This is a genomic window from Rhizobium sp. NZLR1b, assembly GCF_019685155.1.
GTDB lineage: Bacteria > Pseudomonadota > Alphaproteobacteria > Rhizobiales > Rhizobiaceae > Rhizobium.
Map to the genome: position 1 here is coordinate 161,472 of NZ_JABDWC010000012.1, position 13,287 is coordinate 174,758.

Sequence of the window (13,287 nt, forward strand, 5' to 3'; positions counted from 1 at the left end):
TGTTCATTCTCCCCTTCAAGCAACCGCGACAGCCGGAGCGGCTGCAGCAGACAGGGTGCGATGGATGGATTCAGCTGCGTCGCGACCATGGGCGACGGCGGAAACCGTGAGATCGTCGCCGCCGAAGACGCAGTCGCCGCCGGCCCAGACGCCATCGAGCGAGGTGTGGCCTTCGACATCGACGGCGATGCGGCCGGATTCCATGCGCAGCGAACCGAGGCCCGAGGCGTCAAAGTTCTGGCCGATCGCCTTGAAAATCTGGTCGGCGGCGATCACGCCGGTCTCGCCGGTGCCGATGAGGCGGCCGTCAAGAACCCTCGTATATTCCACCTCGATGGCGGCAACCTTGCCGTCCTGTGACAGGATCGATTTCGGCGCCAGCCAGTGACGGATGATGACGCCCTTGGAGCTTGCCAGATCCTGCTCGAATTCCGACGCGTTCATGTGCTCCTTGCCGCGGCGGTAACAGATCGTCACCTCCTCGGCGCCGAGCAACTTTGCCTGAACGGCAGCGTCGATCGCCGTCATGCCGCCGCCGAGGACGACGACCCGGCGGCCGATAGCTATTTCGTTCTTTTCTTCGGCTTGGCGGAGTGCCGCGATGAAATCGACAGCGTCGTCGACGCCTGCAAGGTTCTCGCCGTCGATGCGCAGGGCGTTGACGCCGGCAAGGCCGATACCGAGAAAGACGGCGTCATACTGCGCCTGCAGATCGGAGAGCGAAAAATCGCGGCCGAGAAGAGCGCCTTGGCGAACTTCGATGCCGCCGATCGAGATGATGTAGTCGACTTCCTGCTGGGCGAAATCATCGACCGTCTTATAGGTGGCGATGCCGTATTCGTTGAGGCCGCCGGATTTTTCCCTGGCGTCATAGATGACGACGGAGTGGCCCTTCACGGCCAGACGATGGGCGGCGGCAAGGCCGGCTGGGCCTGCGCCGACGACGGCGATCGTCTTTCCTGATGCTTCGGCCCTGGCGTAGAACTGCCTGCCGGCCTGTATGGCGGCATCGGTCGCATAACGCTGCAGCCGGCCGATCTCGACGGGGCGTTCTTCTGCCGTGTTGCGCACACAGGCCTGTTCGCAAAGCTCTTCGGTGGGACAGACGCGAGCGCACATGCCGCCGAGGATGTTCTGATCGAAGATCGTCTTGGCCGAGCCGATCGGATTGCCGGTCGAAATCTGCCGGATGAACAGCGGAATATCGATCGAGGTGGGACAGGCCGTCATGCACGGCGCGTCGTAACAGAAATAACAGCGGTCGGCGGCGACCAGCGCCTCATGATTGTCGAGGCGCGGATGAAGATCGGAAAAATTAGCCTCATACTCGGCGGGCGAAAGCCGGCCGGCATGAATCCCCGTTTCCAGTCGTTCCATTGAAGTTCCCTCATTATTGGTAAACGGCCTGTGAGGGAAAGCGTAACTCAGGTCTAAAAATTTATCAAACGGTAAAATTTTGAGAGCGTTCTGTTGTTTATCCCTAGATAACTATCTGTTTCCTTTTCACTGATTTTCACTGATTTTCACTGGTCGATATCGGTGAAATGGTGGGACGTGTGTCAGCGTCAGGACTTCCAAAAAAAGATTCGAAAAAGTCGGATTTTTTTGTTGGTGGAGGGAACCAATGTTGGATGTCGTCGTTATTGCGATATCTGGATGGTGACCGCATCGACCCAACATGCGCGCCCCCAACCCACCATCCGGACGTACTCACGGTCCCCTCCCGGTGAGTGAAGACAGCTGGTGCGCCGCCCTCGCACCGGCTGTTTTTCCGTTTGCGACGGTTTGTTTTCTGGTTTGCTTTCACAGGCGCTTAAAGATTTCGAATTCGCTTTCCGGAATGGTCAGGCGATATTCGATGCGGCCGGGCACGAGGCTCAGCTCCGCCCTGCCGTTGACCGACGAGGGCACGACACGCTCCAGCACGGTGCGGCCGAAGCTGTTGTCGCTGAATTCGTGGATTTCCAACTGGTTCTGCAGCACCTCTACCCAGGTTATTTCGATCGCCTTCCTGTCGCCGATCATGGCGTCGCGGCAATTCAACGTGATCGAAGCGGCGCCACCGGAAATCGCGCCGTAGGAGGCGGAGTTGACGATGAGTTCATGGAGGGCGAGCCCGAGATGCACGGCGGCATTCGGCGTCAGATGGGCGTTGATGCCGTAGATCGGCATGGAGCCGGCCGTTTCCGGCCAGTAGGGGGCGAATTGCTTTTCGGCAAGTTCGAAGAGATAGGCGCCGCGCCAGCTCGAGTCTGTAATCAGATCCTGCGAATTGGAAAGCGATTGCAGCCGTCCGCGAAACTTGAGGAGGAAGCTGTCGAGAGAGAGCGTGTTGCGCGCCGTCTGGGTGGCGATGCCCTGGATGATGGCGAGAAGGTTCTTCGAGCGGTGCGAGAGTTCGCGCAGCAGCGATTTCAGCACTTTTTCACGATGTCGGCTTTCGGTGACTTCAGCCATTACCGACAGAAGTCCATGTGTGCCGCGTTCGCCGGTGCGCTGGATCTTCAGCTCATAACTGCGCATTTCGCCGTCGACTTCGATCTCGACCTCGGCATTGTTGGGGATACCGGTTTCCAGCACTTTGTGTTTTAGTGCCGTCAGATACCGGCCGTGCGCGTCGCCAAAGAGGGCAGCATCGCCGCCGCCCGGCATGAAGAGCGCCGCGAAATGCGGCGGCAGATTTTCGGCGTAGAAGATTGAAAGCCGGGCGTCCTGACAGAGGATTGAAATCCCGGCGCTGCCGAGCGCGCGTTCCATCATTGCGGCTTTGCTTTCGAAGGTAAAAGGCATGCCGGACAATGGTTCAGTCGTATTCACTCGGCCGCCTTTCCTTGTGACATCTTGAACGTCGCTGAAGGACGCGCCCTTAGAGACGCCGCCGGTCAACTCTAGAACAAAGCGCTGCAAAAACCGTTAAAGCCACCGGAGCGTCCCGGTAACACCGGAACGCCTGTTTTGGCGATTTGGTTCCGAAGGCCGGAAAATTGCGTCTCAGGCAGCCACTCTGGTCGATTCGTTGAAGAAAAGAGCTTGGCTGATCAATGCCTTGACCATGTCTGGATTGAAGGGCTTGGTGACGAGGAATGTCGGTTCGGGCCGCTCGCCGGTCAAAAGCCTTTCCGGGAAAGCGGTGATGAAGATCACCGGCACGCTAGACGTCTTGAGGATGTCGTTGACAGCGTCGATGCCGGAGCTGCCGTCGGCCAGCTGGATGTCGGCCAAAACCATGCTCGGCTTGGTTTTGTTGTAGAGCGCAACGGCCTCGGCGTGCGTGCGGGCAATGCCGGTGACGCGATGGCCGAGGCTTTCGACCATTTGCTCGATATCCATGGCGATCAGCGGTTCGTCCTCGATGATCATGATGTCGGTTGCGACCTGACGGGAAATCTCCTGCGAGGCCATGTCGAGCAGACGCATGACATCCTGTTCGTCGAGTTCCAGGATTTCGCCGATCTCGGCGACGCGGAAATTCTCTACGGAGGCGAGCAGGAAGGCTTGACGGGCGCCTGGCGAAACCTTGGAAAGGTTGAGCGTGGCGCGCTGTTCCCAGGCATAGGGCGAGGTGGGTTCTGGAATCTGGACTGCGGTGGAACCAAACAATTGCGTAAACAGTTTGTAGAGTGCCACCCGGTCATTCGCCGTATCCGGGAAAATCGTGAGATCGGCGATGATGGCTTCGAGAACGGCGGCGACATACGCGTCGCCGGAAGTCTGAGTGCCGGTAAGGGCGCGGGAATAGCGGCGCAGATAAGGAAGGTGCGGCGCAATTCGAGTGGAAAGTGTCATTAAGGGCTCCCGTATGCAGGCCGGTCATTGGCTTCAATGAGCGGTAAACGTCACTTTGATAAAAAAGTTCCGGAATGGCAGGAACTTTTTTTGTCGCGCCGCATTATTCCAGCCGACGAGGAAAGGGCGTAGCGTTTTGACCCATGCAACAAAAGATGCCAGCGACATCGACAATCGGAGGGTCGGTGTCGATGGTTGAAATCGTGATCGATCCCATGCACGCCCCAACAGACAACCGGCGAGAAGACGAATTGATGATTACACGCAAGAAAGAAGCAGCCGACCAGCGCAAGCTGGAGCTGCGGGCAAGCGATATACTGGACCCGAACAATCAGATCGGCGTCAGGCTGCGGTCGCTGTATGCCTCTGCGCAAGGGGAGGCGATCCCCGATCGTTTTCTCGATCTTCTCGAAAAGCTCGACCATGCCGAAATGATGGCTTCTGCCAAGATGGCCGAATAGGATCGTGCGCATGGAAGATAAAGCGCAACCCAGCTTCAAGCGGGAACTGCTGGCGGCCCTCCCAAGTCTCCGCGCCTTCGCAATATCGCTCATCGGGCGGCATGATCGTGCCGACGATCTCGTCCAGGACACCATCATGAAGGCCTGGGCCAAGCAGGATCATTTTGAGATGGGCACGAATATGAAGGCCTGGCTGTTCACGATCCTGCGCAATGAACTCTACAGCCAGATGCGTAAGAGCGGCCGCGAGGTCCAGGACAGCGACGGGCTGTTCACGGAATCGATGGCGATGCACCCCTCGCAATACGGCGCGCTCGATCTGCAGGACTTCAAGAAAGCGCTCGACCAGTTGCCGCCGGACCAGCGCGAGGCGATCATCCTCGTCGGCGCCTCGGGTTTTTCCTACGAGGAGGCGGCCGAAATCTGCGGCTGCGCCGTCGGCACCATCAAGAGCCGCGTCAACCGCGCCCGTCAGCGGCTGCAGGAATTGCTGCAGATATCCGGCGAGGCCGATTTCGGCCCCGACGCCACCTCGGCGCCGCTGACGTCGAAGGCGTTTGCGTTCTGAAAATTATGATCGCGAAAAGCCGGCGGCCTCTTGGGGCGCCGGCTTTTTTGCGTTGTCGGGAGCGTGAGCAACCGCGCGGCGGAGACGGGGTTGCGGGTTGTTCCGCGGGATCCTCGTCTCCAACCTCATTCCTGTGACGAGCACAGGAATGAAGGAAGTTGGCAAGGTGCTTCTGAGTCCAAATGCGATCGGGTGCTGCCGGTCCCCTCCCTCCTCAATCCTCGCGCTTCGAACCCATCAGATTGGCCGCGACGATGGCTGCCAGCACGCCGGCGGTCAGCAGCGGCTGGGCGCGGATGAGACCGAGGCCAACCGTTGCGAAGGATTCCAGCGCCGCGCGGCGCTCGCGGGCACGACGCTTCTCCCGGGCATTCATGACTGCCATGACCACCAAGGCGATGATAGCGATCAGCAACGCGCCTGCGGCCAGGAAGAGCACGGCGGCGAATGCGCCGTAGATGCCGGCGAGCCAGATGGCGCCGGCGGTGACTGCCAGCGCGTAGGCGGTGAGGAGAAAGAGCGCGGCAAGCGCGATGAAGATGCTATTGCGTTTGGCGCGCGCAACGGTCCGGTGCACGCTTGCGCCCGTCAGCAGGCTGAGGATCGAGAACAGCATCGCGCGTCCTCAGCGGCGGGCGAGGAAGGCGATAACCAGGCCGAAAGCGGCTGCGGCGCCGATCGTTGCCAGCGGATGTTTGCGGACGGTCTCGCGCATTTCGGTCGCGCTACGCTCGTAGCCGTGCTGCAATTCGCGTAGCAGATCCTCGCTGCGGCCGAGCAGTTCCTCATAACCGGCGCCGGCTTGACTGCGGATTTTTTCGCCCTGGTGGCGCGAACTCTTGCCGACGAGGCGTGTCAGTTCCGCGAGTTCGTCGCGCAGCGCCTCGACCTGCTCCTCGATGCCGGATTCCAGATTGTGGAAAGTACCATTGCGGCGGCTGCGGCCGGATTGGAAGATAGAATAGCTCATGGCTGTCTCCATTGGCTGGGGCGCGCGCAAGCCCGCCTATTTCGCACTGGGGTCGCCACCGTTCGTTGCATGAATGATATTGCCCGGCATTGACCCAGATCACTGCCGAAAACGTGCCGGGCGATCAAAAGTTCCGCGTGTGCTGGTCTAAGGACGGGATACGGCGCTGTGGGCAAGCACGAAGGGCGTGCCGTCGGCCGGCACCTGGTTGATCCGCAGCGCGCAGCCGAACACCGACAGCATTGTTTCGTCCGTCAACACGTCACTGACGCTGCCGGCGGCGGCGAGGCGGCCGGATTTCATCAGCACGATGCGGTCGGCAAAGAGCGCCGTCAGGTTGAGATCATGCATGACGGCGATGACGCCGCCGCCGCGTTCGCAGAAATTGCGGGCAAGCGTCATGATCGCCAGCTGGTGGCTGATGTCGAGGCTTGAGACCGGCTCGTCGAGCAGCAGCCAGCAGGGTTTGCCGTCGACGACAGGCTCGGCGATCTGGCAGAGCACGCGGGCAAGCTGCACGCGCTGCTGCTCGCCGCCGGAGAGTTCCTGATAGAAACGGCCTTCGAAGCCGGTCAAGTCGACGGAGGAAAGTGCGGCGGCGGCCGTCTGGTCGGCCTTGTCGGGATTGAGGTTGATGCCTGATGTCAGGCCCATGCGGACGATCTCTCGCACGGTGAAGGGAAAGGAGATCGTGCTTGCCTGCGGGAGCACGCCACGAACGGCGGCAAGCTGCCAGGGTGACAGTCCTTTGACCTCGTTGCCGCCGATGCGCACCGAGCCGCCATAGGCAAGTTCACCGGAGATTGCCTTCATCGTCGTCGTCTTGCCGGAGCCGTTCGGCCCGGCAATCGCCGTCAGCTCGCCGGCCTTTGCCGTGAAGGCGACGTCGCTGATGATGGCCTTGCCGGAAAGGCGCACCGAGACGCCGGAAACTTCGATCATCTCAGTCACTCAAAGGGCAAGGCGTGAACGCTGCCTCAGCAGGATCCACAGGAAGAAAGGCCCGCCGACGGCCGCGGTGATAATGCCGATCGGCAGTTCGGCCGGGGCGACAAGGGTGCGCGCCAGGACGTCGGCGAAGATCAGCAGTGAGCCGCCGAGAAGGGCTGCAGCCGGCAGCAGGAAACGATGGTCCGGGCCGATTGCCATGCGCAGGATATGCGGCACGACGATGCCGACGAAACCGATGCCGCCGCTGACGGCGACGGACGCGCCGGTCGCCGCGGCGACGCCGACGATCGCGATAGTCTTCAGCCGCTGGACCGGCACACCCATATGGAAGGCGGCGGCCTCGCCGAGCGTCATGGCATTGAGGCCGCGAGCCATGAAGGGCAGGGCCGTGAAGGACAACAGGATGATCGGGCCGGCGGCGGCGATCTTCATCCATGTGGCGCCGGCAAGCGAGCCCATGCTCCAGAATGTCAGGTCGCGCAGCTGCTGGTCGTTGGCCATGTAGATCAGCAGTCCTGTCATCGCCAGGGTGAGCGCGCCGAGAGCGATGCCGGCAAGCAGCATCGTCGCCACCGAGGTCTGACCGTGGCGGGTGGCGATCCTGTAGAGCAGCAGCGTCGTGACGAGACCGCCGCCAAAGGCGGCCGCCGGCAGGGCATAGATGCCGAGAAGCGCCTGGAGTGGAGCGGCAAGGCCACCGCCGAGCACGATGACGGTGACCGCACCGAGGCTTGCACCGGAGGAGACGCCGACGAGGCCGGGATCGGCCAGCGGATTGCGGAACAGGCCCTGCATCACCGTGCCGGAAACGGCCAGCGAGGCGCCGATCAGGAAGCCGAGGATCGCCCTCGGCAGGCGGATATCGAAGATGATGATCCGGCCACGCGTGCTGAGCGCCGTCTCGGAACCGGCCATGTTGCTGATAACGTCGAGGATCGAGACATCCGAGGCGCCCGTCGTCACCGAAAACAGCATCGAGAAGACCGAGCCGATGACGAGCAGCGCGATGACCAGCAAAGCGAGCCGCGTTCTGTCGCCCGCCCGCCGGTTTGCGCTGATCTCCGCCATCGGGAATGGTCGCCTTCGTTCCATCATGGCTTGCGGCAGGACCATGATCAGCCCCCGTAGATCGCCATGTTGAGCTCACGCGCGGCGGCGGCGGTGCGCGGGCCGAAGCCGAGCAGGTAGATGCCGTCCATGCGGATGATCGCCTTCTTCTCGCCAGCCGGCGTCAGCGCGATCGCCGGCTGGGCCAGCAGGTCCTCGTTCTTGGTGCCGGCGCCATCGCCGCGGTTCATCATCAGGATGATGTCGGGCTTGGCCTCGATGATCGCCTCGTCCGTCAGCGGTTTGTAGCCCGGGAATGCGCCGACGGCGTTGATGGCACCGGCGAGCTTGACGATGCCATCGGCCGCCGTGCCGGTGCCCGATGCCATGATCCGGCCGTTCTGGGCGCTGAGGATGAAGAGAACGCGCTTGCGCTCCGCCTCCGGACGCTTTTCGGCATCGGCGATCGCCGCGTCGAGATCGGTCGCAACCTTTTCTTCAAGCGCCTTCGCCTTGTCAGGCACGCCAAGCAGCAAGCCCACCCGGTCGATCTTGGCGATGATGCCATCGCGGGTAAAGGGGCTCGGCACGGTTTCGAAGGGCACGCTGGCACTCTTCAGCACAGCCAGCGCCTCCTTCGGGCCGGAACCCTCGACGGCGATGATCGCCGTCGGGTTCATGGCGAGGATACCTTCCGGCGAGAGCGCCCGCATGTAACCGACATTGGGCAGCTTCAGCGCCGCCTCGGGGTAGATGCTTGTCGTGTCGCGGGCGATCAGCCGGTTTTCCTCGCCGAGCGCATAGACGATCTCGGTGATATCACCGCCGACCGAAACCAGGCGCGAGGTGTCGAGCTTGTTTTCTTCGGCATGGGCGGCGCGGACGAAGGCGAAGCCTTTGACCGCCGGTGCCGACGGGATCAGCGGCAGTGCCATGACGGTCGCCGTCAGGGCGAGTTGCCAGGGGCGAAGCCGGCGCAGATTGTTACGCATCGTCATCACAGCGATCCTTATGCGGCAACACTTGCTGCCCGCGGCAGATTTTCGATGATCGCGCGCCATTCGGCGCGTTCGTCGGAGCCTTCCTGCCGCTTGCCGAAGAACTGGATGATCATCTCGCCATCGGCATTGTAAGCCTCCAGCGAGGTGACATGCCCATCCTTGGTCGGCTTGCGCACGGCCCAGGTCTCGGCGATGTGATCCTGGCGCAGATGCAGATGGAAGGTAGGGTCCATGATATTGATCCACGGACCCATGGCCTGGACGTTGAAGATCGGGCCGGAATGGACCTGGACGATGCCGTTATTGGCGACGAAGCACATGATCGGCAGGCCGGATTTCACCGAGGCATGCATCATCTCCGAAGTCGCGGTGTTGTCCAGCTTCCAGGCATAATCGTCGCCGACGCTGCGGATGGCCGCCTGGCGGCCGATCTTCAGGCGTTTCAGCATGCCGAAGAACTCATGGGTATCGGTGAGCTTGTTCCAACTGTCGCGCAATTCGTCTCGGCTGACGTAGGCGGTTTCATCGACGGTATTCGAGGTCTCGGCCTCGACGAAGTCCTGAGACTGGTCTTCGAGTTTCAACTCGGCGACCATCGCGTGATAAGCCTCGACATTCGAATTCGGACGCAGGTGCAGCTTGTGCACGGCGCAGCCCGCCTTATCGAAATATTGCAGGCTGAGGCGCACCTGGTCGCCATCCTTCTTGGATACGGCGAAACCGTATTCCCAGCGGCTCGGGAAGATGCGCAGGTCGATATTCTCGCCGAGAACGATTGCGGCCTGCACGCCGCTTTTGATGTTTTCGAAGATGCCGATTTTTTCGTGCACGGCACTTTCGTTGCGCGACAGCGCCATCACTTCGCCGAGGCCGGCCACGCGTTCGAGGAGCATCAGCGCGCTGCCATCGATGCGGGTCACGCTGATGCCAGTTTCGGCGGCGACGAGAGCTGCCTCGGAAATCTTCAGCTGGGCAGCGATCTCGCGCTCGCGCATCTTCGGATTTTGGGCGCGAAACGCACGGATTTCGGCTGGCGCCGGTCTTGTCTGCTCGGTCATATCTTACCCTATTTATTGAGAATGAGCTTGCCCTGCCGGGTGATCTTCAGGCGATAGGTCAAACCGTCGTGTCTGATCATGATTTCGTTCGTGCCGCGGAAAAGATCCGCGCTTTCGACGATCCGGTGCTGCGCCGCAGGCGCGCTCGGCAGCGGCACGTGCTTAAAGTTATTTGGCTTTTCAACCATCATTTCGGTTGGCAATTCCGTGGGGCCGGGATTGGGGTCCCCGGTTGTGATGACAATTAACTTGACTTTCTTACTCATAGTTTTTTAAAGACGCAATAGGAGACTATTGCAGTCAAGTTTTTGAGATTGCTGATTTGAGGCTGCCTGGCGGCGGTTCGGGACAGAAGCGGAGAAGATAATGACGGTTAGGTTTGCGGCTGTTGCGGCCGGCGTGGTGATGGCGGTCTCAAGCATATGCCAGGCGCAGGATGCGGCAACCGCCAAGCTCGATGTCGAACTCAACGCTCTGGCGCCGTCGCAAAAGGGCTGCATGATGACCTTCGTTGCCGAGAACAATCTTCAGGCGCCGATCAACAAGATCTCTTTCGAGCTTGCCTTCTTCAACGACAAGAATGCCGTCGACCGCATCACCGTGCTCGATTTCCGCGATCTGCCGCAGGGCAAGAAACGCGTGCGCCAGTTCGACATGCCGAATGTCAAATGCGAAAGCGTGACCCGGATCCTCATCAACGACACGCCGGTCTGCGACGGGCCGGCGGCGGGCGAATGCATGAAGGGTCTCGTCACCCGCTCGCAGATTTCCATTCCCTTCGAGGGCTAAATACGCCGGGGGCTGACCCCGGCGGACATGTTTCAGGCTGTCCGAGGCATAACAATGGCGATTTCAGCGAAGTCCAGATCGAGACAGGTGCTCATCGGGGAGCCGGACGCTGACGGCAGTCTCAACGACAATTACATGCATCCCGGCCATGAGCTTTCCGACCTGCGCAATGCGCCGCGGCAACCGGCCGGCGAGGCGGTGGTCCATTATGCGCGTTTGGCGCAGATATCCTCTTTTCCCGATCATCCGGAAGCCGCATCAACTGCGCGTGCCGCAGCGCCGGCGATGGATGCGGCGGTGGAAAAGCAGGAAGGCGAGAAGAAACCGGTGCGGCGGCGGCTGGCGCTGACTTGTGTTGGCTCGTTGATTTTTCATGCGACGTTGGCTGCCATGTTGATCATTGCCTTCCCGAAGGCGCCGGAGGAGGCGATCGAGGAAGCGGGCGAAGCTGTCAGCGTTGTGATGTACGGCAATTCGGACGTCGATCAGACCGCTGCAGGCGAGACCGATGTGACCGTACAGGAAGAAATCATTCCGGAGGCCGTTGAACCGGATACAATCCAGCCGACCGAAGCGGCTAACCTTCAGCCGGAAACCGTTCAGCCGACCGATGTCTCGCCTGTGGAGGCTCAGGATCCGATCCAGCAAGCCCCGGTTCCAGAAGTGACGCGCGTCTCTCCGGAAACAGCGGCGGCGGTCGCACCGGAGGTTCTCGTTTCCGAGGTTCCAGCTGAAACCGCCGTCCTACAACCGCTGTCGACGGTCGTTCCGGAAGAGCAGAAGCCGGCCGATGACATCCCCACGGACGTTCAGCCATCCAACACGCCCCCTGTGGCCGCAGTTGAGCCTGAAGAGGTCAAGCCCGTCGAGACAGCAGAGGTGCAGTCGGAGCCGGAGGAGCCGCAGGAGATCGTAACCCCAGAGCCGAAGCCGAAAGAGGTCACGCAGGAAAAGCCGAAACCGGTCGAGAAAAAGCGTCCACTGAAAAGGACCGCTGGTTCGCAGGGTGAGACGCAGCAAGATTCTACTCGTGGTGTTGCTGAAGGTGATCGGTCGGCTCAGTCGGATCGTAACTCGCGCACCGCCGGCAACAATAATGGGGTCGGAACTGCAGTCTTTGCCAATTACGACGGCAAGGTCCGTAGTCGCATTCGCCGCGCGATCAGAACACCTCGTGGTGTCGAGGGAACCGTGGTCGTCTCGTTTTCCGTGAATGGCAGCGGCGGCTTGACATCCGTTCGCGTGGTAAGCGGGTCTGGCATTCTCGAGATCGATAAGCGCGCCGTCGATGCTATCCGGCGCGCGGCTCCATTCGGTCCAACGCCCGGTGGAAATGGTAGGAGCTTTACCTCCGTGCCGATCGCGGTCGAATAATATGAGAAAACCTATCAACTTTATACTTTACTCTAAAAATCAAGTTTAATAAGGTCCACCCGCACACGCAGGAATCGTGTGACGATCAACGAGCGAACGGGTGGTATATGGCTCGCAAGGGCAAGAAGGGTTCGAACAGGGAGGCCCGCGCCAGCGCGGCCGAGGACGCCAGCCAGCTATCCGCCGGACGATCCAAACTGGATGGCCGCAGTTTTCTCTATGTCGGCGGGCGTGACTGCCAGGTGGCGCATCTTCGCCAGATCGCCAGCAATTTCGGTGCCGAGCTCCTTCATCATGACGGCGGCCTGCGCGAAGCTGTTTCCCGCATAGATACCGTGCTGCCCTCGGTCGACTGCGTGTTCTGCCCGATCGACTGTATCAGCCACGATGCCTGCCTGCGCGTGAAGACCGGCTGCAAGAAATTCGGCAAGGCCTTCATCCCGCTTCGCAACGGCAGCAAGTCTAGCCTGGAACGTGCGCTGCATACGATGAACGAACGAGACAATTCCCGATGAACGACCAGCGTCCCGACGGCTTCACCATGATCGGCCTGCATAAGCTTGCCGCGCAGACAGGCGAGGGCCTCGTGCCCGAGCTCTACGCACTTTTCCGGCAGCATACCGATCGTCAGCAGATCTACCGGAATGTGATGCTGTTCCCGACTTGGGAAGCGCGCATGCCCGGAGAAGCGACGACGAGACCGCTTGGCCCGGCGGCAGCAAACGGCAATAATGTTCTCGCTTTTCCCTGCTATGCAGCAAGGGCCGGCAAGAGGAAGGCCTAAGGAGATCGCATGTATATCGCAATGAACCGCTTCAAGGTCGCAACCGGGAACGAAGTTGATTTCGAGACGGTCTGGCGCAATCGCGATTCCAGCCTGGCCGAAGTGCCCGGTTTCGTCGAATTCCGCCTGCTGCGCGGGAAGGCCAACGAAGAGGAGGGCTACACGCTCTATTCCTCGCACACGGTCTGGAACAGCGAAGCGGATTTTCAGAACTGGACCAAGTCCGAGAATTTTCGAGCGGCGCACCGCAATGCCGGCGACCGCAAGGCCATGTACAAGGGGCCGCCTGTTTTCGAAGGCTTCAACGTGGTCGACGGCGTCTAACTGCGTACTCACCCTTGTATCTGCACGTTAGAGATTTTGTGCGATGGAAGCGATTGAGCCTCTGGCCGGGTGGCCACCCGGCCAGAGGCGTGACGAAGTCGCCCGTTCCCCCTCTGGTTACAACCGTGGATGAGCCTGGGATCTTCGTCATCGTCACGTACGACCGAATAGTCG

The 13,287-nt window shown here is 60.8% G+C and carries 17 protein-coding genes; 7 read left to right on the plus strand and 10 right to left on the minus strand.

Features of this window, described 5'->3' with window-relative positions; genetic code table 11:
- Positions 1-15: 15 nt before the first annotated feature.
- The 3 genes from HJB84_RS18655 to HJB84_RS18665 all read right to left on the minus strand — a co-directional run bounded on the left by HJB84_RS18655 (position 16) and on the right by HJB84_RS18665 (position 3,786).
- Complete coding sequence (locus HJB84_RS18655) at positions 16-1,377, minus strand: NAD(P)-dependent oxidoreductase (protein WP_207581496.1); 1,362 nt, start codon at positions 1,375-1,377, stop codon at positions 16-18.
- A 426-nt stretch (positions 1,378-1,803) separates the two neighbouring features.
- Positions 1,804-2,799, minus strand: coding sequence for a sensor histidine kinase (locus HJB84_RS18660; protein WP_221116576.1), 996 nt, complete (start codon positions 2,797-2,799; stop codon positions 1,804-1,806).
- Between the two features lie 192 nt (positions 2,800-2,991).
- Positions 2,992-3,786, minus strand: a complete 795-nt coding sequence (locus HJB84_RS18665; protein ID WP_003581798.1) for a response regulator — start codon at positions 3,784-3,786, stop codon at positions 2,992-2,994.
- Positions 3,787-4,040: 254 nt separating this feature from the next.
- On the opposite strand from HJB84_RS18665, the gene HJB84_RS18670 reads away from it, so the two are divergent.
- Together HJB84_RS18670 and HJB84_RS18675 are read left to right on the plus strand one after the other, a co-directional pair.
- A complete protein-coding gene (locus HJB84_RS18670; protein ID WP_207584361.1) occupies positions 4,041-4,247 on the plus strand; it encodes a NepR family anti-sigma factor in 207 nt (68 codons plus the stop codon).
- Between the two features lie 10 nt (positions 4,248-4,257).
- Entirely contained in the window at positions 4,258-4,815 is a 558-nt protein-coding gene (locus HJB84_RS18675) for an RNA polymerase sigma factor (protein ID WP_007630757.1), read from the plus strand.
- Positions 4,816-5,029: 214 nt separating this feature from the next.
- Here HJB84_RS18675 and HJB84_RS18680 read toward each other — a convergent pair whose 3' ends face one another.
- The 7 genes from HJB84_RS18680 to hemP all read right to left on the minus strand — a co-directional run bounded on the left by HJB84_RS18680 (position 5,030) and on the right by hemP (position 10,033).
- Positions 5,030-5,431, minus strand: coding sequence for a hypothetical protein (locus tag HJB84_RS18680; protein ID WP_207581495.1), 402 nt, complete (start codon positions 5,429-5,431; stop codon positions 5,030-5,032).
- Between the two features lie 9 nt (positions 5,432-5,440).
- Positions 5,441-5,785 carry a YqjD family protein gene (locus HJB84_RS18685; RefSeq protein ID WP_221116566.1) on the minus strand — a complete coding sequence of 115 codons (345 nt, stop codon included), beginning with the start codon at positions 5,783-5,785 and terminating at the stop codon, positions 5,441-5,443.
- A gap of 147 nt (positions 5,786-5,932) precedes the next feature.
- Positions 5,933-6,727, minus strand: a complete 795-nt coding sequence (locus tag HJB84_RS18690) for a heme ABC transporter ATP-binding protein (protein ID WP_207581493.1) — start codon at positions 6,725-6,727, stop codon at positions 5,933-5,935.
- Between the two features lie 9 nt (positions 6,728-6,736).
- The gene (locus HJB84_RS18695; RefSeq protein ID WP_207581492.1) at positions 6,737-7,849 is read right to left on the minus strand and encodes an iron ABC transporter permease; all 1,113 of its coding nucleotides are present in this window, start codon (positions 7,847-7,849) and stop codon (positions 6,737-6,739) included.
- A gap of 2 nt (positions 7,850-7,851) precedes the next feature.
- On the minus strand, positions 7,852-8,781 hold the full coding sequence (locus HJB84_RS18700) for a hemin ABC transporter substrate-binding protein (protein WP_221116567.1): 930 nt from the start codon (positions 8,779-8,781) through the stop codon (positions 7,852-7,854).
- 11 nt (positions 8,782-8,792) lie between these two features.
- Entirely contained in the window at positions 8,793-9,842 is a 1,050-nt protein-coding gene (locus HJB84_RS18705; RefSeq protein ID WP_221116568.1) for a hemin-degrading factor, read from the minus strand.
- An 8-nt stretch (positions 9,843-9,850) separates the two neighbouring features.
- The gene (gene hemP / locus HJB84_RS18710; RefSeq protein WP_207584360.1) at positions 9,851-10,033 is read right to left on the minus strand and encodes a hemin uptake protein HemP; all 183 of its coding nucleotides are present in this window, start codon (positions 10,031-10,033) and stop codon (positions 9,851-9,853) included.
- A 175-nt stretch (positions 10,034-10,208) separates the two neighbouring features.
- Here hemP and HJB84_RS18715 point away from each other — a divergent pair, with 175 nt between their 5' ends.
- The 5 genes from HJB84_RS18715 to HJB84_RS18735 all read left to right on the plus strand — a co-directional run bounded on the left by HJB84_RS18715 (position 10,209) and on the right by HJB84_RS18735 (position 13,113).
- Complete coding sequence (locus HJB84_RS18715) at positions 10,209-10,631, plus strand: hypothetical protein (protein WP_221116569.1); 423 nt, start codon at positions 10,209-10,211, stop codon at positions 10,629-10,631.
- Between the two features lie 54 nt (positions 10,632-10,685).
- On the plus strand, positions 10,686-12,005 hold the full coding sequence (locus HJB84_RS18720) for an energy transducer TonB (protein ID WP_221116570.1): 1,320 nt from the start codon (positions 10,686-10,688) through the stop codon (positions 12,003-12,005).
- Between the two features lie 107 nt (positions 12,006-12,112).
- Positions 12,113-12,520 carry a DUF2325 domain-containing protein gene (locus HJB84_RS18725; RefSeq protein ID WP_207581487.1) on the plus strand — a complete coding sequence of 136 codons (408 nt, stop codon included), beginning with the start codon at positions 12,113-12,115 and terminating at the stop codon, positions 12,518-12,520.
- Positions 12,517-12,789 carry a hypothetical protein gene (locus HJB84_RS18730; RefSeq protein ID WP_221116571.1) on the plus strand — a complete coding sequence of 91 codons (273 nt, stop codon included), beginning with the start codon at positions 12,517-12,519 and terminating at the stop codon, positions 12,787-12,789. The genes HJB84_RS18725 and HJB84_RS18730 overlap by 4 nt, the downstream gene beginning before the upstream one ends.
- A gap of 9 nt (positions 12,790-12,798) precedes the next feature.
- Complete coding sequence (locus tag HJB84_RS18735; protein WP_221116572.1) at positions 12,799-13,113, plus strand: antibiotic biosynthesis monooxygenase; 315 nt, start codon at positions 12,799-12,801, stop codon at positions 13,111-13,113.
- Positions 13,114-13,287: the final 174 nt, after the last annotated feature.

Coding starts and splice junctions, on each gene's coding strand:
- hemP (WP_207584360.1), bottom strand. CDS start 10,033: ATGATGGTTGAAAAGCCAAATAACTTTAAGCACGTGCCGCTGCCGAGC.
- HJB84_RS18735 (WP_221116572.1), top strand. CDS start 12,799: ATGTATATCGCAATGAACCGCTTCAAGGTCGCAACCGGGAACGAAGTT.
- HJB84_RS18680 (WP_207581495.1), bottom strand. CDS start 5,431: ATGCTGTTCTCGATCCTCAGCCTGCTGACGGGCGCAAGCGTGCACCGG.
- HJB84_RS18675 (WP_007630757.1), top strand. CDS start 4,258: ATGGAAGATAAAGCGCAACCCAGCTTCAAGCGGGAACTGCTGGCGGCC.
- HJB84_RS18715 (WP_221116569.1), top strand. CDS start 10,209: ATGACGGTTAGGTTTGCGGCTGTTGCGGCCGGCGTGGTGATGGCGGTC.
- HJB84_RS18665 (WP_003581798.1), bottom strand. CDS start 3,786: ATGACACTTTCCACTCGAATTGCGCCGCACCTTCCTTATCTGCGCCGC.
- HJB84_RS18705 (WP_221116568.1), bottom strand. CDS start 9,842: ATGACCGAGCAGACAAGACCGGCGCCAGCCGAAATCCGTGCGTTTCGC.
- HJB84_RS18720 (WP_221116570.1), top strand. CDS start 10,686: ATGGCGATTTCAGCGAAGTCCAGATCGAGACAGGTGCTCATCGGGGAG.
- HJB84_RS18700 (WP_221116567.1), bottom strand. CDS start 8,781: ATGACGATGCGTAACAATCTGCGCCGGCTTCGCCCCTGGCAACTCGCC.
- HJB84_RS18685 (WP_221116566.1), bottom strand. CDS start 5,785: ATGAGCTATTCTATCTTCCAATCCGGCCGCAGCCGCCGCAATGGTACT.
- HJB84_RS18725 (WP_207581487.1), top strand. CDS start 12,113: ATGGCTCGCAAGGGCAAGAAGGGTTCGAACAGGGAGGCCCGCGCCAGC.
- HJB84_RS18730 (WP_221116571.1), top strand. CDS start 12,517: ATGAACGACCAGCGTCCCGACGGCTTCACCATGATCGGCCTGCATAAG.
- HJB84_RS18670 (WP_207584361.1), top strand. CDS start 4,041: ATGATTACACGCAAGAAAGAAGCAGCCGACCAGCGCAAGCTGGAGCTG.
- HJB84_RS18655 (WP_207581496.1), bottom strand. CDS start 1,377: ATGGAACGACTGGAAACGGGGATTCATGCCGGCCGGCTTTCGCCCGCC.
- HJB84_RS18690 (WP_207581493.1), bottom strand. CDS start 6,727: ATGATCGAAGTTTCCGGCGTCTCGGTGCGCCTTTCCGGCAAGGCCATC.
- HJB84_RS18695 (WP_207581492.1), bottom strand. CDS start 7,849: ATGGTCCTGCCGCAAGCCATGATGGAACGAAGGCGACCATTCCCGATG.